This is a genomic window from Pseudomonas sp. MF6747 (assembly GCF_963890955.1).
Lineage (GTDB): Bacteria > Pseudomonadota > Gammaproteobacteria > Pseudomonadales > Pseudomonadaceae > Aquipseudomonas.
This window is the reverse complement of record NZ_CAWPSZ010000019.1, coordinates 12,954-34,228: the sequence shown is the minus strand read 5'-3', so window position 1 is coordinate 34,228 and position 21,275 is coordinate 12,954. Positions and strand designations below refer to the sequence as shown.

At 61.8% G+C, this 21,275-nt stretch carries 17 protein-coding genes; 10 read left to right on the top strand and 7 right to left on the bottom strand.

Going from position 1 to position 21,275, the window contains the following annotated elements; genetic code table 11:
• Positions 1 to 43: 43 nt before the first annotated feature.
• Positions 44 to 2,653, bottom strand: a complete 2,610-nt coding sequence (acnB, locus tag AACW30_RS17985) for a bifunctional aconitate hydratase 2/2-methylisocitrate dehydratase (protein WP_106580470.1) — start codon at positions 2,651 to 2,653, stop codon at positions 44 to 46.
• A 396-nt stretch (positions 2,654 to 3,049) separates the two neighbouring features.
• Between acnB and AACW30_RS17980 the strand changes: the two genes are divergently transcribed.
• The gene (locus AACW30_RS17980) at positions 3,050 to 3,520 is read left to right on the top strand and encodes a DUF1289 domain-containing protein (protein WP_106580469.1); all 471 of its coding nucleotides are present in this window, start codon (positions 3,050 to 3,052) and stop codon (positions 3,518 to 3,520) included.
• 122 nt (positions 3,521 to 3,642) lie between these two features.
• Here the strand turns inward: AACW30_RS17980 and AACW30_RS17975 are convergent, their stop codons facing one another.
• Positions 3,643 to 4,506, bottom strand: coding sequence for a universal stress protein (locus AACW30_RS17975; protein ID WP_119739965.1), 864 nt, complete (start codon positions 4,504 to 4,506; stop codon positions 3,643 to 3,645).
• A gap of 157 nt (positions 4,507 to 4,663) precedes the next feature.
• Between AACW30_RS17975 and AACW30_RS17970 the strand changes: the two genes are divergently transcribed.
• Entirely contained in the window at positions 4,664 to 5,266 is a 603-nt protein-coding gene (locus AACW30_RS17970) for a tRNA-(ms[2]io[6]A)-hydroxylase (protein WP_106580467.1), read from the top strand.
• Here AACW30_RS17970 and AACW30_RS17965 read toward each other — a convergent pair.
• A complete protein-coding gene (locus AACW30_RS17965) occupies positions 5,222 to 6,421 on the bottom strand; it encodes an MFS transporter (RefSeq protein ID WP_169366926.1) in 1,200 nt (399 codons plus the stop codon). The two genes, AACW30_RS17970 and AACW30_RS17965, sit on opposite strands and share 45 nt — an antisense overlap.
• A gap of 157 nt (positions 6,422 to 6,578) precedes the next feature.
• On the opposite strand from AACW30_RS17965, the gene AACW30_RS17960 reads away from it, so the two are divergent.
• Together AACW30_RS17960 and AACW30_RS17955 are read left to right on the top strand one after the other, a co-directional pair.
• Positions 6,579 to 7,286 carry a winged helix-turn-helix domain-containing protein gene (locus tag AACW30_RS17960; RefSeq protein ID WP_106580465.1) on the top strand — a complete coding sequence of 236 codons (708 nt, stop codon included), beginning with the start codon at positions 6,579 to 6,581 and terminating at the stop codon, positions 7,284 to 7,286.
• Positions 7,287 to 8,564 carry an ATP-binding protein gene (locus AACW30_RS17955; protein ID WP_200625544.1) on the top strand — a complete coding sequence of 426 codons (1,278 nt, stop codon included), beginning with the start codon at positions 7,287 to 7,289 and terminating at the stop codon, positions 8,562 to 8,564.
• 1,506 nt (positions 8,565 to 10,070) lie between these two features.
• On the opposite strand, the gene AACW30_RS17950 is transcribed toward AACW30_RS17955, so the two are convergent.
• The 4 genes from AACW30_RS17950 to AACW30_RS17935 form a co-directional block, all read right to left on the bottom strand.
• Positions 10,071 to 10,862 carry a MipA/OmpV family protein gene (locus AACW30_RS17950; RefSeq protein WP_200625543.1) on the bottom strand — a complete coding sequence of 264 codons (792 nt, stop codon included), beginning with the start codon at positions 10,860 to 10,862 and terminating at the stop codon, positions 10,071 to 10,073.
• Between the two features lie 17 nt (positions 10,863 to 10,879).
• Positions 10,880 to 12,703, bottom strand: coding sequence for a serine hydrolase domain-containing protein (locus tag AACW30_RS17945; protein WP_200625542.1), 1,824 nt, complete (start codon positions 12,701 to 12,703; stop codon positions 10,880 to 10,882).
• A gap of 94 nt (positions 12,704 to 12,797) precedes the next feature.
• The gene (locus AACW30_RS17940) at positions 12,798 to 13,286 is read right to left on the bottom strand and encodes a GFA family protein (protein ID WP_106578972.1); all 489 of its coding nucleotides are present in this window, start codon (positions 13,284 to 13,286) and stop codon (positions 12,798 to 12,800) included.
• Between the two features lie 32 nt (positions 13,287 to 13,318).
• A complete protein-coding gene (locus AACW30_RS17935) occupies positions 13,319 to 14,209 on the bottom strand; it encodes a LysR family transcriptional regulator (RefSeq protein ID WP_106578973.1) in 891 nt (296 codons plus the stop codon).
• A 258-nt stretch (positions 14,210 to 14,467) separates the two neighbouring features.
• On the opposite strand from AACW30_RS17935, the gene AACW30_RS17930 reads away from it, so the two are divergent.
• The 6 genes from AACW30_RS17930 to AACW30_RS17905 all read left to right on the top strand — a co-directional run bounded on the left by AACW30_RS17930 (position 14,468) and on the right by AACW30_RS17905 (position 21,095).
• Positions 14,468 to 15,286 (top strand): FAS1-like dehydratase domain-containing protein, encoded by an 819-nt coding sequence (locus tag AACW30_RS17930; RefSeq protein WP_106578974.1) that lies wholly within the window; start codon positions 14,468 to 14,470, stop codon positions 15,284 to 15,286.
• A 28-nt stretch (positions 15,287 to 15,314) separates the two neighbouring features.
• Positions 15,315 to 16,478: an acyl-CoA dehydrogenase family protein gene (locus tag AACW30_RS17925; RefSeq protein ID WP_179677312.1), complete on the top strand. Its 1,164-nt coding sequence runs from the start codon at positions 15,315 to 15,317 to the stop codon at positions 16,476 to 16,478.
• 10 nt (positions 16,479 to 16,488) lie between these two features.
• Positions 16,489 to 17,838, top strand: a complete 1,350-nt coding sequence (locus AACW30_RS17920; protein WP_200625541.1) for an MmgE/PrpD family protein — start codon at positions 16,489 to 16,491, stop codon at positions 17,836 to 17,838.
• Positions 17,839 to 17,847: 9 nt separating this feature from the next.
• On the top strand, positions 17,848 to 19,041 hold the full coding sequence (locus AACW30_RS17915; RefSeq protein WP_234452746.1) for a CaiB/BaiF CoA transferase family protein: 1,194 nt from the start codon (positions 17,848 to 17,850) through the stop codon (positions 19,039 to 19,041).
• A gap of 15 nt (positions 19,042 to 19,056) precedes the next feature.
• Positions 19,057 to 19,872 carry an HpcH/HpaI aldolase/citrate lyase family protein gene (locus tag AACW30_RS17910; RefSeq protein ID WP_119739996.1) on the top strand — a complete coding sequence of 272 codons (816 nt, stop codon included), beginning with the start codon at positions 19,057 to 19,059 and terminating at the stop codon, positions 19,870 to 19,872.
• 239 nt (positions 19,873 to 20,111) lie between these two features.
• Positions 20,112 to 21,095 (top strand): TRAP transporter substrate-binding protein, encoded by a 984-nt coding sequence (locus AACW30_RS17905; RefSeq protein WP_119739998.1) that lies wholly within the window; start codon positions 20,112 to 20,114, stop codon positions 21,093 to 21,095.
• The last annotated feature ends 180 nt before the right edge of the window (positions 21,096 to 21,275 follow it).

The following is a 21,275-nucleotide window of genomic DNA, read 5'->3' as shown; positions in this document are numbered from 1 at the left end:
ATACGCGGCGCTGATTTACCCGGTGTAGCTACATCAACACACCTTAGGCTTGAATCACCGGGATGTTGGCGCTTGCTGCGATTTTGCGGAACTCGGCGATCTGGTCGAAGTTCAGGTAGCGGTAGACGTCACTGGCCATGGTGTCCAGTTTGGCCGCGTAGCCCATGTACTCTTCGACGGTCGGCAGGCGACCCAGCGTGGAAGCCACTGCCGCCAGCTCAGCCGAGGCCAGGTAGACGTTGGCACCATCACCCAGACGGTTCGGGAAGTTACGGGTCGAGGTCGACACAACGGTCGAGTTCGGTTCTACGCGTGCCTGGTTACCCATGCACAGCGAGCAGCCCGGCATTTCCATGCGCGCGCCAGCCTTGCCGTAGATGCCGTAGTAGCCTTCTTCGGTCAGTTGGTGAGCGTCCATCTTGGTCGGCGGCGACAGCCACAGACGGGTTGGCAGCTGACCCTTGACCTGTTCCAGCAACTTACCGGCAGCGCGGAAGTGACCGATGTTGGTCATGCACGAGCCGATGAACACTTCGTCGATCTTCTCGCCGGCAACGCTGGACAACAGACGGGCATCGTCCGGGTCGTTAGGTGCGCAGAGGATCGGCTCGTTGATTTCAGCCAGGTCGATTTCGATGATTTCGGCGTATTCCGCGTCGGCATCGGCTTCCATCAACTCAGGGTTGGCAACCCAGGCTTCCATCGCTTGAGCACGACGTTCCAGGGTACGTGCATCGCCGTAGCCTTCGCCGATCATCCAGCGCAGCAGGGTGATGTTGGAGTTCAGGTACTCGGTGACCGAGTCTTTCGACAGCTTGATGGTGCAACCGGCAGCCGAACGTTCGGCCGAGGCGTCGGACAGCTCGAAAGCCTGTTCCAGCGTCAGGTCGTTCAGGCCTTCGATCTCCAGGATGCGACCGGAGAAGGCGTTCTTCTTGCCTTTCTTCTCTACGGTCAGCAGGCCAGCCTGGATCGCGTAGTAAGGAATGGCGTGAACCAGGTCACGCAGGGTGATGCCCGGTTGCATTTTGCCTTTGAAGCGCACCAGGATCGATTCCGGCATGTCCAGTGGCATGACGCCAGTGGCTGCGGCGAACGCGACCAGACCGGAACCGGCCGGGAACGAGATGCCCATCGGGAAACGGGTATGGGAGTCGCCACCGGTGCCGACGGTGTCCGGCAGCAGCATGCGGTTCAGCCAGCTGTGGATGATGCCGTCGCCTGGACGCAGCGATACACCACCACGGGTCATGATGAAGTCAGGCAGGGTGTGGTGGGTGGTCACGTCGATCGGCTTAGGGTAAGCCGCGGTGTGGCAGAACGACTGCATCACCAGATCGGTCGAGAAGCCCAGGCACGCCAGGTCTTTGAGTTCGTCACGGGTCATCGGACCGGTGGTGTCCTGGGAACCCACGGTGGTCATCTTCGGTTCGCAGTAGGTGCCAGGACGAACGCCTTTGCCTTCTGCCAGACCGCAGGCGCGACCCACCATTTTTTGCGCCAGGGTGAAGCCCTTGTCGCTTTCAGCCGGTGCTTCCGGCAGCTTGAACAGCGTCGAAGGCGGCAGGCCGAGTTCGGCACGTGCCTTCTCGGTCAGGCCACGGCCGATGATCAACGGGATACGGCCGCCGGCGCGGACTTCGTCCAACAGCACCGGGGTCTTCATTTCGAAGGTGGTCAGGACTTCATCGGTGCCGTGTTTGCAGACTTTGCCAGCATGCGGGTACAGGTCGATTACGTCGCCCATGTTCATGTTGGTGACGTCGAATTCGATTGGCAGTGCGCCGGCATCTTCCATGGTGTTGTAGAAGATGGGAGCGATCTTGCTGCCGAAGCAGAAGCCGCCAGCGCGCTTGTTCGGCACGTAAGGAACGTCGTCGCCGAAGAACCACAGCACGGAGTTGGTCGCCGATTTACGCGACGAACCGGTACCGACCACGTCACCGACGTAGGCGATCGGGAAGCCTTGGCCACGCATCTCTTCGATCTGCTTCATCGGGCCGGTCTTGCCTTGCTCGTCCGGCACGATGCCTTCGCGAGCCATTTTCAGCATGGCCAGGGCGTGCAGCGGGATGTCAGGGCGGGACCAGGCGTCAGGGGCAGGGGACAGGTCGTCGGTGTTGGTTTCGCCGGTGACCTTGAACACGCGCAGGCTGATCTTGTCGGCCAGGGTAGGGCGGTTCTTGAACCACTCGCCATCAGCCCAGGATTGCAGCACGGCTTTGGCGTGCTCGTTGCCGTTCTTGGCTTTTTCAGCCACGTCGTGGAACGCATCGAACATCAGCAGGGTGTGCTTGAGTTGGGCGGCAGCGACAGGCGCCAACTCGGCGTCGTCCAGCAGCTCGACCAACGTCACGATGTTGTAGCCGCCTTGCATGGTGCCAAGCAATTCAACAGCGCGCTTTTTGTCGATCAGGGGGGAAGTGGCTTCGCCCTTGGCCAGGGCAGACAGGAAACCGGCCTTGACGTAGGCAGCTTCGTCAACGCCTGGTGGAATGCGGTTGGTGATCAGGTCAACGAGGAATTCTTCTTCGCCAGCCGGGGGATTTTTCAGCAGCTCGACCAGGCCTGCGGTTTGTTCGGCGTTAAGCGGCTGGGGAACGATACCCAGTGCTGCACGCTCTTCGATATGTTTGCGGTAGGCTTCAAGCACAGTTATTACCCTCATCAGTGGTCCCACGGGACGCTCATCCAGAAATGAACGGCACGCATGCGCTCGGGGGCTTTTTGGGCCGCAAAGCCAGCGCTGCCGGCATTCCTCACAGAAGCTGCTTTCAAAGTTTTACGCCTGCAGAACGGAGCTGATGAGGGTTGGCGCTGGCAATTACCTACCGGGTAATAACCATCGCCAACACCGTTCTGAAGGAACGACTGTGCTCGTGACGCTTTGAAAACAGCTTCCAGCGGATTATTGGCGCCTTACAAGGCCGGATGATTCTACGGCAAAAAAAATCTAAAGGTAAGTTGCCTAACCAAGTTTGCTGGGTGATCAACCTTAGACAAAGGGCTAACATGCGGCATTGTTTCGCGGATTTGTGTGTCGTTGCCTATGCCCAACCAAACCATCAAGACCCCCTGCGTCGGCCTGTGCTCCACGGTTTACGGCGATCTCGTGTGCCGTGGCTGCAAGCGCTTCCACCACGAAGTGATCCTGTGGAATGGCTATAACGAGGAAGAAAAACGCGCGGTATGGCTGCGGCTCGAGCAACTGCTGGTGCAGGTGATGGCCGGTAAACTCGAAGTGTTCGATCCCAAGAGGCTGCGCGGGCAGTTGGAGCAGCGCAAGATTCGCTTTGTGCCGCACCAGTCCGAGTACTGCTGGGCCTACCAATTGATCGCCCGGGGCGCACGGGTGATTTCCAACCTGGAAGCCTATGGCATGGTGCTGCTGCCAGAGTTTCGCGACTGGGCGCTGCCGGAGCTGCGCGATGCGATTGATCGGGAGTTTTTTATCCTCTCGGAGGCGCACTACCAGCGCTACATCGCCCCGGGGTTCCTCAACGATGCATTTGCTGGCTGACACCGCACAGCAAAAATGTGGGAGCGGGCTTGCTCGCGAAGAGGGAGTGTCAGCCAATCAATTAATTGACTGATCCGCCGCTTTCGCGAGCAAGCCCGCTCCCACAGGGGATTTTCAGTGGGTCACGCCTTGGTCGCCAGCGCTTCCAGATGATCCATCAGTTCCTGCGGCTTGAGCACCAGCACATCGCTCTGTACCTCGTCGAGCACCACCTCCGCCGTATTCCCGATCAATGCTCCGGAAATCCCGGTGCGCGCCACGGTGCCGATAATCGTCACCGCCGCCTGCCACTTATGCGCCGCATGGGGAATCAATACATCTGCCGGGCCTTCTTCGATGTGCAAATGGGTGTCGTCGATATCGAACTCGGCCTGGAACGTCTTGCACTGCTCGCGATAGCGCGCCTCGATGGTTTCCTTGAGCTGAAACGTCGGGTCACTGGCCGACAGCATGGGCGAGGGATGGGCGCTGATCACGTGCAATTGCGCCTTGGCCAGGCTCGCAATTTCGAAGCCGTGATCAATGATGGTGTTGTGCAGCGCCTGGTGCTCAGTGTCGTTGTTGCCCACATCGATTGCCGCCAGCACCACCTTGTCGGCCCAGGGCGTCGAGGTTTTCACCAGCAGCACAGGCGTTGGGCAATAGCGCAGCAGCTTCCAGTCGGCCGGCGTCAACAAGGCCTTTTTCAGCGGGCTGTCGGCGAAATGCTGCTTGATCACCAACCCACAGCCCTCGGCTTGCTGCACATCAATGATGGTTTCATGCAGGCTCTCATTCCACGCCTGCTCGGTGGTCACGCTGTAGCCGTCTTCATGCAGGCCGGACTTGAGCAGGCTCAGCAGCGCCGAATGCTCGTGTTTTTTGTCGCAGACCAGCAAATGCAGATGCGCGCCGGTGACCCCGGCGATCAGCTTGGCGCGCTTGAGCGCCAGGCTTTCCGAGTGCTCGGGCTCGATGACCACCAGGATGCTGCGGATAGCTTGCATGGACGGATCTCCAGAGACGCAATAAAAGGGGCCTTGCACAACTATAGTTGCTGCCCGCCAGACGTCATGTTGATGCACATCAAAGCCAGTGGCTGGTGGTCTGCGGCGGGGTCGGTATAATCGGCGCCCTTTTGTGATCTATTTGCCCGTGAGCCCGATGAACCTGCCCGAAATCCACGAATTCCTCGGCTGCCGCACCCCCGACGCCTGGGTCCAGGCTGCCTTGGCCGATCAGGCAACCCTGCTGATCGACCACAAGAACTGCGAATTCAAAGCTGCCAGCACCGCCTTGAGCCTGATTGCCAAGTACCACGCGCATGTTGACCTGATCAACATGATGTCGCGCCTGGCGCGCGAAGAGCTGGTGCACCACGAGCAAGTCATGCGCCTGATCAAAAAGCGCAAAGTCGAGCTGCGCCAACTGCACGCCGGCCGTTATGCCTCGGGTTTGCGCAAAGTGGTGCGCAGCCATGAACCGGTCAAACTGGTGGACACCCTGGTGGTCGGCGCCTTCATTGAAGCGCGCAGTTGCGAGCGTTTCGAAGCGCTGGTGCCGCATTTGGACGAAGAACTCGGCAAGTTTTATTTCGGTCTGCTCAAAAGCGAGGCGCGGCACTTCCAGGGGTACTTGAAACTGGCCTACCAGTACGGCGACGCCAAAGACATCGCCCAGGTGATCGAGCGGGTCAGGGCGACCGAGCAGGAACTGATCGAATCACCCGACATCGAGTTCCGCTTTCACAGTGGCGTGCCAGCCTGAGGCGACGGCCACGCCCAGCAGTGCGGTGATCCCGGTCAGCAGCAGGATCACCGTTTGTGTGCCCAGCGGCGCCGCCAGCACGCCAATCAGCAAACCCGCCAATGGCTGCGACAGGTTGTTGAGCAGCGTGATCACGCCCACGGTTTTGCCAAAATCCTGTACCGGAATCACGCGCTGACGGGTGCTGCGCAGGTACACGTTAAACATCTTGTCGAAGCCGGTGATCAACAGGAACCCGAGGGTATAGGCCCACACGCCGGGGCTGATGGCCGTGATCAGCGCACCCACGCCGATCATCGAATACGACAGGCCGCCCAGTACCTTCAACGGCAAGGTTGCGCGCGCCAGGTAAAACAGAATCCCGATCGTCACCACGGCGCCCGCGGCTTGCAGCAGGGCGTAAGTGTCCTTGCCAGCGCCATAGTGGCCGGTGACCATCGCCGCCGACGTGGCCAGCGTCACACCAATAATCAGATTCACGCCCACCGCCAGGGTGATGATCCGTTTCAAGTCGGCGAGCGTGCGGATATGCCCGAAGGCAATGCGCAGCGGTTGCAGCCAGATGTCCCGGTGCTGCTCAAAGGTTGGCAGGCTCACCGCGCTGGTGCGCTGCCACAGCAGCATGGCCAGGTCCGCCAGCACAAACAGCCCGGCAACCCCCAGCACCACCCAATGCCAGGCCCAGACTTCAAGCATCAGCGCCGCCAGCAGCGGGCCGAGCACCAGGCCACTCTGGTCGGCGATTTGTGAATAGGAAAGGGTCTTGGCGTAGGTGTACTGCTTGAAAATATGCGGCATCAACACTTCGCGCGCCATGATGCCCTGGGTGGTCAGCACACCGCACAGCGCCGAGAGCATGACGATCCAGTAAATGCCGTCGAACACGCCGTACAAGGCCACGGCCACCACGCAGGCCAGCGCCCGGTAGACCTGGCTGATATGCAGGATGCGCACCGGTGAGAGTTTGTCGCACACCGCGCCGCACACCGGGAAGGCCAGGTAACGCGGCAGTGACTCGACAAAAAACGCCAGGCCCGCCCAGGACACACTCCGAGTGGTCTGGAACACGATCAGAGGCACGATAAACAGCAGAATCTGGTCCGCCAGCCGCGACAGAAACAGCGAAACAAAGAACGCCAGGTAATCCTTGCGCATACAACTCCCTGTGAATGGCGTTAAAGATTGCAGGCTATTTGTTAAAAACTCTTAAAAGCATGAAGCTTGGTCGATCACTGATGGCCAGCGGCTTCTGTTGAGCAGCTTGCCACCTATAATGCCTGCACTTCAATCCGCGCAGCCACACTGAGAATTTATGGAAAACCTGGGTCTGGGCAAGGTCCTGCTCGTTGAGGACGATGAAAAGCTGGCAGGGCTGATCGCGCACTTCCTGTCGCAACACGGTTTCGAGGTGCGGGTGGTTCACCGCGGTGACGAAGCCCTGGCCGCATTTCTCGACTTCAAGCCGAAAATCGTCGTGCTCGACCTGATGCTGCCCGGCCAGAGCGGCCTGCACGTGTGTCGCGGGATTCGTAACCTGTCAGACACCCCCATCGTGATCCTGACCGCCAAGGAAGACGACCTGGACCATATCCTCGGCCTTGAGTCCGGTGCCGACGACTACGTCATCAAACCCATAAAACCTCCGGTGCTGCTGGCGCGATTGCGTGCGCTGCAACGTCGCCAGGTACCCGAGCCCACCGTGCGCGGCTCGCTGGAGTTTGGCCGGCTGGCGATTGACCGCAGTTGCCGGGTGGTCAGCCTGGGCGGTGACAAGATCGACCTCACCACCATGGAATTCGAACTGCTCTGGCTGCTGGCCAGCAGCGCGGGCAAGATCCTCTCGCGCGATGACATCCTCAACCGCATGCGCGGCATTGCCTTCGATGGCCTGAACCGCAGCGTCGACGTGTACATCAGCAAACTGCGCAGCAAACTCAATGACAACCCGCGTGAGCCGGTGTGCATCAAGACCATCTGGGGCAAGGGCTATCTGTTCAATCCATTTGCGTGGGAGGTTTAGATGCTGCGGCTGTTTCTGCGCCTGTACGTGATCCTGGCGCTGGGGTTGGCGGGTGCAATCTGGCTGGTCAACTACACCTTCGACGAGTTACTGCCCGAGGCCAACGAAACCTATAACCGTGAGGCGCTGCGCGGTCCGGCCTACGGCCTGGTGGAGCAGTTGCGACCCTTGCACGGCGAGGCCCGGCAGGCGCGACTGGACGAACTGCAGCCCCATTATGGTTTGCGCCTCAAGCTGGTGCAGAGCGACACCGAGGCGCTGACCGAGCGCGAACAGCAGCTGCTGGCCGACGGCTTGCTGGTGGTGCGCGGGGATTTCATGGAATTCCTGACCAATATCGACGGCGGGCCGCAACTGCTGGAGATCAAACTGCCGGAAGAGCCCAAGTGGCTGTACCTGTGGGCCTATGGTTTTCTCGGCTTGTGCCTGGCCATCGTCCTGTATTTCTGGGTACGACCGCACTGGCGCGACCTGGAGCATATCCGGCTGGCCGCGCAACGCTTTGGCGACAACGACCTGGCGTCGCGCATCCTGCTGCCGCGCCGTTCCACCGTGCGCGAGCTGGCGGGGCACTTCAACCAGATGGCCGAGCGCATCGAAAGCCTGATCGCCAACCAGCGCGAACTGACCAACGCCGTTTCCCACGAACTGCGCACACCGATTGCGCGCTTGTCGTTCGAGCTTGATCAACTCAGGCAACAGGCCGACCCGCGACAGAGCCGTGAGTTGATCGCCGACATGTACGCCGACCTGGGCGAACTGGAGGAAATGGTTTCCGAACTGTTGACCTACGCCAGCCTGGAACGTGGCGCCACCCAGGTCACCCGCGAAAACATCGAGGCCCACAGTTGGCTCGACAGCGTGATCGGCAGCGTGGCCCTGGAGGCTGAAGCGGCGGGTGTGCAGCTGTCATTGCGTACCTGTGAGGTCGACTTTATCCAAATCGAACCACGCTTTATGGCGCGTGCCGTGATCAATCTGCTGCGCAACGCCATTCGCTACGCCGAGCGCCGTGTTGAAGTGTCGTTGATCAGTTTTGGCAGCGGTTACGAAGTGCGCGTCAATGACGACGGCCCTGGTGTGCCGATGGACGGGAGGGCAAAGATCTTTGAACCCTTCCTGCGCCTCGACGCCAGCCGCGACCGCCGCACCGGCGGTTTCGGCCTGGGCCTGGCATTGGTAAAACGGGTCAGCCAGTGGCATGGCGGACAAGTGGAAGTGCTGGATTCGGAGTGGGGCGGAGCGTCGTTTCGAATGACCTGGGCGTATGCCGAGTAAGACTTGGCTTGGAATCAGCGATGCACAGGAGGGGAGCGGGCTTGCTCGCGAAGGCGGTGGTTCAGTCAGCTCATGTGTCACTGACACACCGCTTTCGCGAGCAAGCCCGCTCCCACCTTTGATCGAGCACCAACGAGCAGCACCCATCTACCTGATGCACTGCGATCCAACTGTGGGAGCGGGCTTGCTGGCGAAGGCGGTGGTTCAGTCAGCTCATGTGTCACTGACATACCGCTTTCGCGAGCAAGCCCGCTCCCACAAGTTGACCGCGTTCAGCTGCCAGCACCGCACTGCTTGGCTTTTTTGTGGGAGCTGGCTTGCCTGTGATGCAGGCACCTCGGTGTGTCAGGTACACCGGGTTGATGCCATCGCAGGCAAGCCAGCTCCCACCTTTGATCGAGTACAAACGACACCCATCTACCTGATGCACTGCGATCCAACTGTGGGAGCGGGCTTGCTCGCGAAGGCGGTGTGTCAGTCAGCTCATGTGTCACTGACATACCGCTTTCGCGAGCAAGCCCGCTCCCACCTTTGACCGAGTACAAACGAGCAGCACCCATCTACCTGATGCATTGAGATGCAACTGTGGGAGCGGGCTTGCTCGCGAAGGCGGTGGTTCAGTCAGCTCATGTGTCGCTGACACACCGCTTTCGCGAGCAAGCCCGCTCCCACAAGTTGACCGCGTTCAGCTGCCAGCACCGCACTGCTTGGCTTTTTTGTGGGAGCTGGCTTGCCTGTGATGCAGGCACCTCGGTGTGTCAGGTACACCGGGTTGATGCCATCGCAGGCAAGCCAGCTCCCACCTTTGACCGAGTACAAACGACACCCATCTACCTGATGCACTGCGATCCAACTGTGGGAGCGGGCTTGCTCGCGAAGGCGGTGTGTCAGTCAGCTCATGTGTCACTGACATACCGCTTTCGCGAGCAAGCCCGCTCCCACAAGTTGACCGCGTTCAGCTGCCAGTAGCGCACTGCTTGGCTTTTCTGTGGGAGCTGGCTTGCCTGCGATGCAGGCACCTCGGTGTATCAGGTACACCGGGTTGATGCCATCGCAGGCAAGCCAGCTCCCACCTTTGATTGTGTTCAGCCTTCAAGGTCAGGTCGGCTGTCAGGCCGCCTCGGCTTCGCTTTTGCTTCTACCACTCAGGTCGGCTACTAGGCCGCCGTGCTTTGCTTTTGATTTTGATCTCAGGCGCCCCGTTAAACCACGCTGGCCGAACGCAGGTAGTACGGAGCGGGTAAACCGGCAGGACGCCGGTTTAGCCGCGACGGGGCAGGGACGGCCCGTCGCGGCGGCCCACTGCGTAGTACCGGAGTGAGGGCACACCGAGCCCAGGCGAGGTGCCGAGTGGTGGGGCAAGAGCCCTTTGGTTACTTTGGGGCTTTTCCAAAGTGACCCGCCGTAAGGGCGGAACCATAAGCCGCCATCTCCCAAACAGCGGATATGCCCCCCAACAGAGACGCATCACCAACACCCGCCGCCCCCCACCCATCCATTACCCCATCAAAACGCGTACTCAACCATCCCCACCACCGACGCCTGCAACCGCCGCTCCACAATCGGGCTCTTGCCCGCCTCATCCGCCAGATACTGCACATCCAGCAAAGTCGAGAACTGCGTGTGCTCGCTGATCGGCACGCTCCACACCAGGTTCATGCCATTACTGATATTGCCCGCGCCCGCCTTGTAGGCCTTGAAGCGGCTCCGCGCCGCCTGCCCGGTAGTCACGCCGTACCACGTCTGCAAGTACGCTCGATCACCAAAGTGACTGCTCAAGCTGGCCTCGACCGAACCGTAACGGCCTTCATACAGGTTGGTGCCCAGGCTCAGCTCCAGGTGGGTGTAAGCCCTGCCGGTGTCCGTGTGGTCGTCTTCCTTGAGCGCATGTTCCAGGGTCGCGCCAACAATCACGCCACCCAGGTTATAGCTGGCGCTCACCCCCAGTTGCGGACGCGCCTTGATCTCGCCCATGCCTTTGAGGCGCTTGGAGCCGGCATGCAAGCTCTGGTTTTTGTCCCTGCGCGCGCCGCTGGCGCCCACATACGCGCTCACGCTCAGGGCGTGGCCTTCGTAACCCCAGCCAAGCCCCTTGTCAGTGTCGAGAAAAATACCCCACGGGCTGACGATGGCGCCGCCCAGCAGCGGCGCGGTCATGCGTTCGTCGCTGCCGCTGTAGCGCGGCGCGTTGGCCACGCCGGCCTTGAGGCTGTATTGCCAGTCTTCGGCAAACGCGGTGTCGGCAGCGGCGAGCAGGCACACCGAGGTGAACGACAGGCAGAAATGTTTTGAGCGCATCAGGGTATTTGTCCGTGTCAGAAATTCAAGCGGTTGTGGGGAGAATTCGTGCGTTTGAAGGCGTAGCCCGACGCGCTGAGGCCATTGACCTGGCGGCTCACGGTGTCGCCCAGGCCATAGCCGTTGCCGGCCAGCACCGCGTGGGCGTTGTCGACGGGGAGCAGGATGTAGTCGGTCAGCGGCTCGTCGCGCAACTGGCCGCGAATCACCAGAAATCCTTGTTCCAGGCGCACGCTGATGCCGCTCAACGGCGCATCGGGCTCGTGGGTGTTGAGCACTTGATACGTGCCGATGGTGTCGGCCCAGGCCAGGGGCAGCGGCGTCGGGTCGATGCGCTCGCCGATGGCGATGCGTTGGCCGTGAGTGCGCGCAGTGAGCATCTGGCGCCCCTGCACCTTCACCACATCAAGCTGCACGCGGCCCAGGTCGCCGAGGTCCTTGAGCCAGAAACCGAAGATTTTTTTCTGTGCGCGCAGCCAGCCCTGATCGTCGCGTAACAACTCGAAGCTCAAACCGGCCAACTCGCCCGACAACTGATGAGGCTCATCCTTGATCCGGAACACGCCCCAGGCCGTGGCATAAAAGCCGGCCAGGCGCTTGCGGTCGATGGCAGCCGGCACGTGACGCAATTTGAGCCCGTGACTGGGTGCCTGGCAGTCGTCGGCGCAGACCGCTTGGCCGGTCTGTGCCTGCAGCATCAAGCGCAGCGTGTCGGTGGCAAGGCTGGCCACCAGGTCTTCGGCGTTACTGTCATTGGCCATGATGATCACGGCCATTTGCTGATCGGGCAGCACGCTCAGTTGCGCGGCAAAATCGTCGCCACCCCCGCTGTGCTGATACGTGCGTATCCCCGGGGCAACCGGTTCATCGCCACAGGGTGCCAGGAACCAGCCAAGGCCCACCTGGCAATCGAAGTCCAGCGCATTGCCGGTGTTTTGCTGGGTGAACATCTCATCGATCGACGCGCTGCCGATGACCCGGTTGCCTTTGTAGAGCCCATGCGCAAACAGCATCTGCACGTAGCGGCTGAGGTCTTTCGGGCTTGCCCACAAACCGCCGGCAGCGAGGTCGCGCACTTGCGCATCGGCACTGGCGACGCCGTCTTCGTAGCCCAGCGCGCGGTAACTCATCTGCGCACCGGTACCGACAAAACTCGACTGGTTCATCTCCAGTGGCTTGAGCAGGCTGCCTTGCAACTGCGCTTCAAAAGCTTTGCCGCTGCTGCGTTCGATGGCGGCGCCGACCAACGAATAACCCAGGTTGGAGTAGGCCACCTGGGCACCCGGTGGGCTGCTCAGCCACACACCGGATACGCGCATCGGCATCTGGCCCATGGCGAAGGTGCTGCGCAGGTCGCGCAAGTGTTCGCTGGGCAAGCCGGACTGGTGACTGAGCAAGCGGCGCAAGGTGATCGCGCGGTCCGCTGCCGCCGGGTCGTCGTGAAAGCGTGAGCGGACATGGAACTCGCGCAGGGTCTGCTGGATCGGCGCATCCAGCGACAGACGCTGTTGCTCGACCAACTGCAAGGCCGCCGTGGCCGTGAGCAGTTTGGAGATGCCGCCAGCGCGAAACGCCGTATTGGCTGTCACCGGCACGCCCTGGGCTTTGTCGGCCATGCCGAAGCCGCGCGCCCAGATCAGCTCCTGGCCATTGACCAGCGCAATGGACAGGCCCGGCACATTTTCCCGGCCCATTTCACGCGGAATACGCGCTTGCAGGTAACGGATGATCGCGCCGTAATCGCCCTTGGGAATCGGCGGCGGGGCTGGCGATTGCCCGTGGCAACCAAGCGTACCCAGCAGGCAACCCAACAGCGGAATACCGCGCAATGTGCGAAACATGAAGAGCACCCGAATGGTGAGTTGGATGCTCGAATGCTAGGGCGGCGCGGGCCAACAATCTTTGGGAGCTTTGTCGGGAAACTGTCAAAGACTGTTAACGGGTCAACCCGAGGCGCTCATGCCATTGGGCGATGGATTCTTCGGGGTATTCGTCGAACTGCAGGTCGCCTTTGCGCACGCTGACTTCCACCCACGGCGCCTTGGAGCCGAGCATCAGGTGCGTGTGCTCCGGCGGCACCGGCAACGGCGTGTCGATGGCCGAGGCAAACGGGTGAATCAGCTCCGGCCACTCCGGGCTGAACAGCCACAAGGCGCTGCCGCACTGCGAGCAAAAATGCCGTTCGGCGGTGCTCGCATGTGCACGGCTGGCGCCCTCGGGCTTGAGCCTGGCGTGGTAGATCGAGATGTGCTTGCGTCCCTGCACCTTCAGACTTTGCGTATCGCCGGCAAGGTTGATCGCATAACCGCCGCCGCCTTGGGTTTTGCGACAGATCGAGCAGTAGCAACGCTGATAGGGGTACGGGTGCTGGCTGCTCAGGCTGAATGTTACGGCGCCGCAATGGCAGGATCCTTCGAGTTGCATGGCAATCTCCTCTGGCAAAGTGACTGTTGAGCTTAGGCGCTTTGCGGCATCAAGGTCGCGATCAGCGCCCGAATGGTGCCCGGCAGCGCTTCCAGTTCGCGCACCAGAATACTGCGCTCGCGAATCGCCCACGGCTCATCGAGTTTCACCGCCACCAACTGCATGGTCCGGCTGTGCCGCACAGCGGCCGACTCGGGGATGATGCCGATGCCCACGCCGGCCTCGACCATCCGGCAAATCGCCTCGAAGCTCGACACCTGGATACGCAACGACAAATGTTTGCCGAGCCGTTCCACGTGTTCACGCAAAAAGCTCAACAGCGTGCTGCCTTCGTGCAGGCCGATATGTTGGTAGGCGAGGGTTTGGTCCAGCGTCACTGAAGGCTGGTCGGCCAACGGATGACCCACGGGCACCATCAGCACCAGTTCATCGGTGCTGAAGTGCAGCACTTGCAACCCCGCTGCTTCAACCGGCCCGGCGATGATGCCCATGTCGCTGGTGCCATCGAGCACGCCACGCACGATGTCGCGCGACAGGCGCTCCTGCAGGTCGACGGTCACGCCAGGGCGCTGGGACAGGAAGCCCGCCAACACCTCCGGCAAAAACTCGGTGACCGCCGTGGTGTTGGCGAAGATGCGGATGTGCCCGGCCGAATCCACGCCGTATTGGGTGAACTCGCTTTTCAGGTAATCCACCTGGCGCATGATCAGCCGCGCATGGTGCAGCAAACGTTCGCCCGCCGGGGTGATTTCCACGCCCCGACTGTCGCGGTACAGCAGTCGCGTGTCGAGTTGGCCTTCCAGCGCCTTGATCCGCGCACTGGCGGCGGCCGGCGAGAGAAACGCGCGCTTGGCGCCTTGGGTCAGGCTGGGGGATTCGGCGATATGGATAAACAGGCGCAGGTCAGCGAGATCGAAGTGCATGCAGAACACCTATTCGGCAACGGGGAAGATCAACTGTGGGAGCTGGCTTGCCTGCGATAGCGGTGGAGCAGGCAATGCATGTGCTAGCTGACACACCGCCATCGCAGGCAAGCCAGCTCCCACAGGGATATAGGGTGTGCATCGGTTAGTCGGCGTTCAGCATAACCGAACGCTGGTTTATTGAAATGCAAATTCTCAGAACGGGCAGGCGCTTGCATGATCCGGGGCAGACAGCCACTGCCCGAGGATTTTTACCCCATGAGCGCCACCGATTGGATCGGCCGAAGTGAAACCGCCCACGACCACCTGAGCCACAACCTGCTCAAGCGCATCGCCGCGACCTTCGGCGAAGCGGTGCCTCAGGAGGGCGAGGCCGTTCCACCGTTGTGGCAGTGGTGCTTCTTTCAAGACCCACTGCCGGAATCGGCGCTGGGCACCGACGGCCATCCAGCGCGTGGCGGCTTCCTGCCGCCGGCGGATAACCGCAATCGCATGTGGGCCGGTGGGCGCATCGAGTTCCTGCAGGCCTTGCGCGCCGGTGAGGCGGCCACCCGAGAATCGACCATCACCCACGTCGAAGAAAAGACCGGCCGCACCGGCTCGCTGCTGTTTGTCACCGTGCGCCATGACTATTCCCAGGGCGGCCGCCTGGCGATTCGCGAAGAACAGGACATTGTCTACCGCGAACCCACGCCGCCCAAGCAGGGCAGCGGCGAGGCACTGGCCCAGGGTCAATGGCAGGAGACGGTCGACCCCACGCCAACCCTGCTGTTTCGTTACAGCGCCGTGACCTTCAACGGCCACCGCATCCATTACGACTACCCCTACGTTACCGGCACCGAAGGCTATTCGGGCCTGGTGGTGCACGGGCCGTTGATCGCCACCTTGAGCCTGCGCGCGTTTTGCCGTGCCCATCCCGAAGCCACCCTGCGCCGGTTTGCCTATCGCGGCGTGCGCCCTTTGATCGCGCCGCAGCCGTTTGCACTGAGCGGGCGCGTGACGGCACCCGGCGTGGCGCAGTTGTGGGCCGGCAATGCCGAGGGCGTGGCGCAAACAGCCGAACTGCATTTCGAATAAAACCAGAACAACAGGCGGAGAGCCGTTAATGAACCCTAATGACAACGAAGAACTCAATGCCATCCGCGAAGGCGTGCGCGCCCTGTGCGCCGAATTCGATGCCGCTTACTGGCGCAGGATCGACGAACAAAAAGGCTTCCCCGAAGCCTTCGTCAAAGCCCTGACCGACGCCGGCTGGCTGTCGGCGATGATCCCGGAAGAATACGGCGGCTCCGGCCTGGGCCTGGCCGAAGCCTCGGTGATTCTTGAAGAAGTGAACCGCTGCGGCGGCAATTCCGGCACGGTTCACGGCCAGATGTACAACATGTTCACCTTGCTGCGCCATGGCAGCGACGCACAGAAAAGCTTCTACCTGCCCAAGCTCGCCAGCGGCGAACTGCGTCTGCAATCGATGGGTGTCACCGAGCCCACCACCGGCACCGACACCACCAAGATCAAGACCACCGCGATTCAGCGCGGCGACAAATACGTGATCAACGGCCAGAAAGTCTGGATCTCGCGGGTGCAGCATTCCGACCTGATGATCCTGCTGGCGCGCACCACGCCACTGGCTGAGGTGAAGAAAAAGTCCGAGGGCATGTCGATCTTCCTGGTGGACCTGCGCGAAGCCATCGGCAACGGCCTGACCGTGCAGCCCATCGCCAACATGGTCAACCACGAAACCAACGAGCTGTTCTTCGACAACCTGGAGCTGCCGCTCGACAGCCTGATCGGCGAGGAGGGCAAGGGCTTCAAATACATCCTCGACGGCCTGAATGCCGAGCGCACGCTGATTGCCGCCGAATGCATCGGCGACGGCCGTTGGTTTATCGAAAAGGCCAGCGCTTATGCCCGCGACCGCGTGGTATTTGGCCGACCTATCGGGCAGAACCAGGGCGTGCAGTTCCCGATTGCCGAAGCGCACATCGAGATTGAGGCAGCGGACCTGATGCGCTGGCGCGCGTGCGAGGAGTACGACAGCGGCCAGAATGCCGGGGCCAGCGCCAACATGGCCAAGTACCTGGCAGCCAAGGCGTCGTGGGAAGCGGCCAACGCCTGCCTGCAAACCCACGGCGGTTTCGGGTTTGCCTGCGAGTACGACGTGGAACGCAAATTTCGCGAAACCCGCCTGTACCAGGTGGCGCCGATTTCCACCAACCTGATCCTGTCTTACGTGGCCGAGCATTTGCTCGAACTGCCACGCAGTTTCTGAGGGCCCGACCATGAGCCATACCCAAGCCCTGTGTCGATTCCTCGCCGAGTTGAACTACGAACAGTTGCCCGAAAACGTGCTGGCGCGCACCGAAGACCTTTACCTGGATTGGCTCGCCTGCGCATTGGCGAGCAAGGGCGCGCACCCGATTCCTTTGTTCGAGCGCTATGCGCACAAGATGGGCCCGAGCAGCGGCCCGGCGCAGATTATCGTCAGTGGCGCCAGCAGCAGCGCGTATTTCGCCGCGCTGGTAAACGGCGCTTCGTCCCATCTGGTGGAGCAGGATGACCTGCACAACAGCTCGGTGCTGCACCCGGCCACGGTGGTGTTTCCAGCAGCCTTGGCCGCCGCGCAAGACCTCGGCAAATCCGGTCGCGAGTTGCTGCTGGCGTCGGTGGCCGGTTATGAGGCCGGGATTCGCATCGGCGAATTCATGGGGCGTTCTCACTACCGCATCTTCCACACCACGGCGACTGTCGGCACCCTGGCGGCGGCCGTTGCGGTGGGCAAGCTGCTGGATTTCAACGAAGAACAATTCATCAATCTGCTCGGCAGCGCCGGCACACAGGCCGCTGGGCTTTGGGAATTCCTGCGCGACGCTGCCGACTCCAAGCAACTGCACACCGCCAAGGCTGCCGCCGATGGCTTGCTCGCCGCGTACCTGACCGCGGACGGCCTGACCGGTGCGCGCAATATTCTTGAAGGCGACCAAGGGTTGGCCGCGGGCATGTCCAGTGATGCGCAGCCGAGCCAATTGTCGGCCGGCCTGGGCACGCGCTGGGCGCTGCTGGAAACCTCGTTCAAGTTTCACGCCTCGTGCCGCCACACCCATCCTGCCGCCGATGCGCTGTTGGATTTGATGCAGCGCGAAGGGCTGGGCGCCGATCACATTGCGCGCGTGGAAACCCGTGTGCATCAGGGCGCCATTGATGTACTGGGCCGCGTGGCAGTGCCCACGACCGTGCACCAGGCCAAGTTCTCCATGGGCACGGTGCTCGGCCTGATCGCCGTGCATGGCAAGGCCGGGCTCACCGAGTTTCACCACCTGGCGCTGACCGATCCCGCCGTTGCGAGCTTTCGCGACAAGGTCAGCATGACGCTGGACCCAGAAGTGGACGGCGCCTACCCGCAACGCTGGCTGGGCCGTGTCAGCGTCACCACCACCGACGGGCGCACGCTGCACGGCGCCATCGATGAACCCAAGGGCGACCCGGGCAACACCTTGAACCGTGAGGCGCTGGCGGACAAATTCCAGCGCCTGACCCACTTCAGCGGCGCCCGCACGCCGGCCCAGGCGGATGCACTGATCGATAAGGCCTGGAACCTGCGTAACGCCGCGTCCATGGCCCACTGGCTTTGAGGAATTGTGATGACTCATCAACGACCGCTGGACGGCATCACTGTCGTCAGCCTGGAACACGCGATTGCCGCGCCATTCTGCACGCGGCAACTGGCCGATTTGGGCGCCCGCGTCATCAAGATCGAACGCCCTGGCGCTGGTGATTTTGCCCGCGGCTACGACGAGCGCGTGCGCGGCCTGGCCTCGCATTTTGTGTGGACCAACCGCTCCAAGGAAAGTCTGACCCTGGACCTCAAGCAGGACGAGGCGGGCGCCATCCTCGACACCTTGCTGGCCGACGCCGACGTACTGGTGCAGAACCTCGCACCCGGCGCGGCCGCGCGCATGGGCTTGTCGTTCGAGGCGCTGCACGCGCGTTTCCCGCGGCTGATCGTCTGCGATATTTCCGGCTATGGCGAGGGCGGGCCTTACGAGAAGAAGAAGGCCTATGACTTGCTGATCCAGAGCGAGGGCGGCTTCCTGTCGGTGACCGGCGGCCCCGGTGACGACCAAATGGCCAAGGCCGGATGTTCCATCGCCGATATCTCTGCAGGCATGTACGCCTACAGCGGCATCCTCTCGGCGCTGCTGCTGCGCGGCAAAACGGGCAAGGGCAGCCGCATCGACGTGAGCATGCTGGAAAGCCTGGTGGAGTGGATGGGCTACCCGATGTACTACGCGTTCGACGGCGCGCCGCAACCCCCGCGCGCCGGCGCGGCGCATTCGACGATTTACCCGTATGGGCCGTTTCCCACCGGCGACGGCGGCACGGTGATGCTCGGTTTGCAGAACGAGCGCGAATGGGCGGCGTTCTGCGACAAGGTGCTGCTCACGCCTGAATTGGCCACCGATGCGCGTTTCTCGGCCAACTTCAAGCGTTCGGCCAACCGTGAGGTGCTGCGCCAGATCATCGTCGACAGCTTCGCGCAGCTGAACGCCGAGGCGGTGATCCAGCGTTTGGAAGACGCGCAGATTGCCAGTGCGCGCGTCAACGACATGCAGGGCGTGTGGGACCACCCGCAGCTCAAGGCGCGAGGCAGCTGGCGCGAAGTCCAGAGCCCGGCCGGGCCATTGCCGTCGCTGCTGCCACCGGCGCGCAATGCCGCGTTTAGCCCGCGAATGGATGCCGTACCGGCGCTGGGGCAGCACAGCCAGGGCATCCTCGAACAGCTCGGCTACTCGGGTGAAGCCATCGATACTTTGCGTGCGCGCGGCGTTATCTAATAAGGAATTCAAGTGATGCCAAAGCCTTTGGTTCGTTCGGCCTTGTTTGTGCCCGGCAGTCGCCCGGAGCGGTTTGCCAAAGCGTTGGCCAGTGGCGCCGATGCGGTTATTGTCGATTTTGAAGACGCGGTCGAAGAGCCGCTCAAACGCCAGGCGCGGGATAACCTCGGGGCGTTTCTGCAAGGCCATCTTCAGGCCCAGGTGTGGGTGCGTATCAACGCGCCGGAGCATGCCGAGCATGTTGCGGACGTGGCGTTCTGCAAAGCCCATGCAAATGTGGCAGGCGTGCTGCTGCCCAAGGTCGAGAGCGCGGCGCAGGTCGCCGTGGTCGCGGCCACCGGCAAACTGATCTGGCCGATTATCGAAAGTGCACGGGGGTTGTTGGCGGTGGCTGAAATCGCTCGTGCGCCGCAGGTGGAGCGCCTGTCGTTTGGGGGCCTGGACCTGGCGCTGGATTTGAACCTGAGCAGCCATTCCGCGGCCGCACAGTTCGCCCTCGACCAGGCACGCCTGGCGTTGATCGTGCATTCGCGTGCGGCAGGGCTGGTTGCGCCGCTGGATGGCGTGCACCCGGCTATCGATGACCCGGAAGGTTTACGGCGTTCGATCCGGCACGCCTACGAGATGGGCTTTGCCGGCGCGTTGTGTATTCATCCCAAGCAGGTTGCGGTGATCCACGCGGCCCTGGCGCCGAGTGCTGAAGACCTGGCGTGGGCCAAACGCGTGGTGGATGCCGGCGCGCATGGGGCAGGGGCCTATCAAATTGATGGGCAGATGGTGGATGCGCCGGTGCTGTTGCGCGCACAGAGGTTGCTGGCGGCCCGACGCTGACTGGCGAAACCGAATCAAAATGTGGGAGCGGGCTTGCCTGCGATTGCGGTGGCTCAGCTAACAAATCTACTGCCTGACACACCGCTATCGCAGGCAAGCCAGCTCCCACACTTGATCTTCACTGTTCTGAAGATCGGCGTTCGCCCACGCCGAACGCAGGTATCTAAAATTCGAAATTCACTACACACGTGACATCAGGCACCTTGCCCTACAACACAACAATAAGAAGGTGATTGTCCATGCTCAAGCTTTCTCGGGCGCTGCTGTGCGCCGCCACTTTGTTTGCCGCGGGCCTGGCCCAGGCGGCGGACCCGATTGTGATCAAGTTCGCCCACGTAGTCGCCGAAAACACCCCCAAAGGCCAGGGCGCGCTGCTGTTCAAGAAGCTCGCCGAAGAGCGCCTGCCGGGCCGCGTCAAGGTTGAGGTGTACCCCAACTCGTCGCTGTTCGGCGATGGCAAGGAGATGGAAGCGCTGTTGCTGGGCGATGTGCAGATGCTGGCGCCGTCCCTGGCCAAGTTCGAGCAGTACACCAAGCAAGTGCAGATTTACGACCTGCCGTTTTTGTTCAACGACCTGGCCGCCGTCGACCGCTTCCAGGCCGCCCAGGGCAAGGACCTGCTGACCTCGATGCAGGACAAGAACATCCTCGGCCTGGCGTATTGGCACAACGGCCTCAAGCAACTGTCCTCCAACAAAGCCCTGCACGAACCCAAGGACGCCCGTGGCCTGAAGTTCCGCGTGCAGGCTTCCAGCGTGCTTGAGGAGCAGTTCAAGGCGATTCGTGCCAACCCGCGCAAGATGAGCTTTGCCGAGGTCTACCAAGGCCTGCAGACCGGCACCGTCAACGGCACCGAGAACACCTGGTCGAACTATGAAAGCCAGAAGGTCAACGAGGTGCAGAAGTACTTCACCGAGTCCAACCACGGCCTGATCGACTACATGGTGATCACCAACGCCACGTTCTGGAACGGCCTGCCGCCGGACATCCGCGCCACCCTGGACCAGATCATGCTTGAGGTCACTGTGGAGGTGAACAAGCAGGCCGAGGCGCTGAACCAGTCGGCCAAGCAGAAGATCATCGACGCCAAGACCAGCGAAATCATCGAACTGACCCCCGAGCAACGCCAGCTCTGGCGCGAAGCCATGCGCCCGGTGTGGCAGAAGTTTGAGGGCGAGATTGGCGCTGACCTGATCAAGGCGGCGGACGCGTCCAACCAGTAGTTGGGCGAGCCCCCAAACCTACTGTGGAAACGGCTTTATGTGGGCGCTGGCTTGCCTGCGATGCAGGCGACTCGGTGGATCTGTGGAACCGGGTTGATCCCATCGCGGGCAAGCCCGGCTCCCACAGTGGTTCGCTCACACCTGTTGATCCGGTTTCCACCCCGACATCATTCCCGCTTC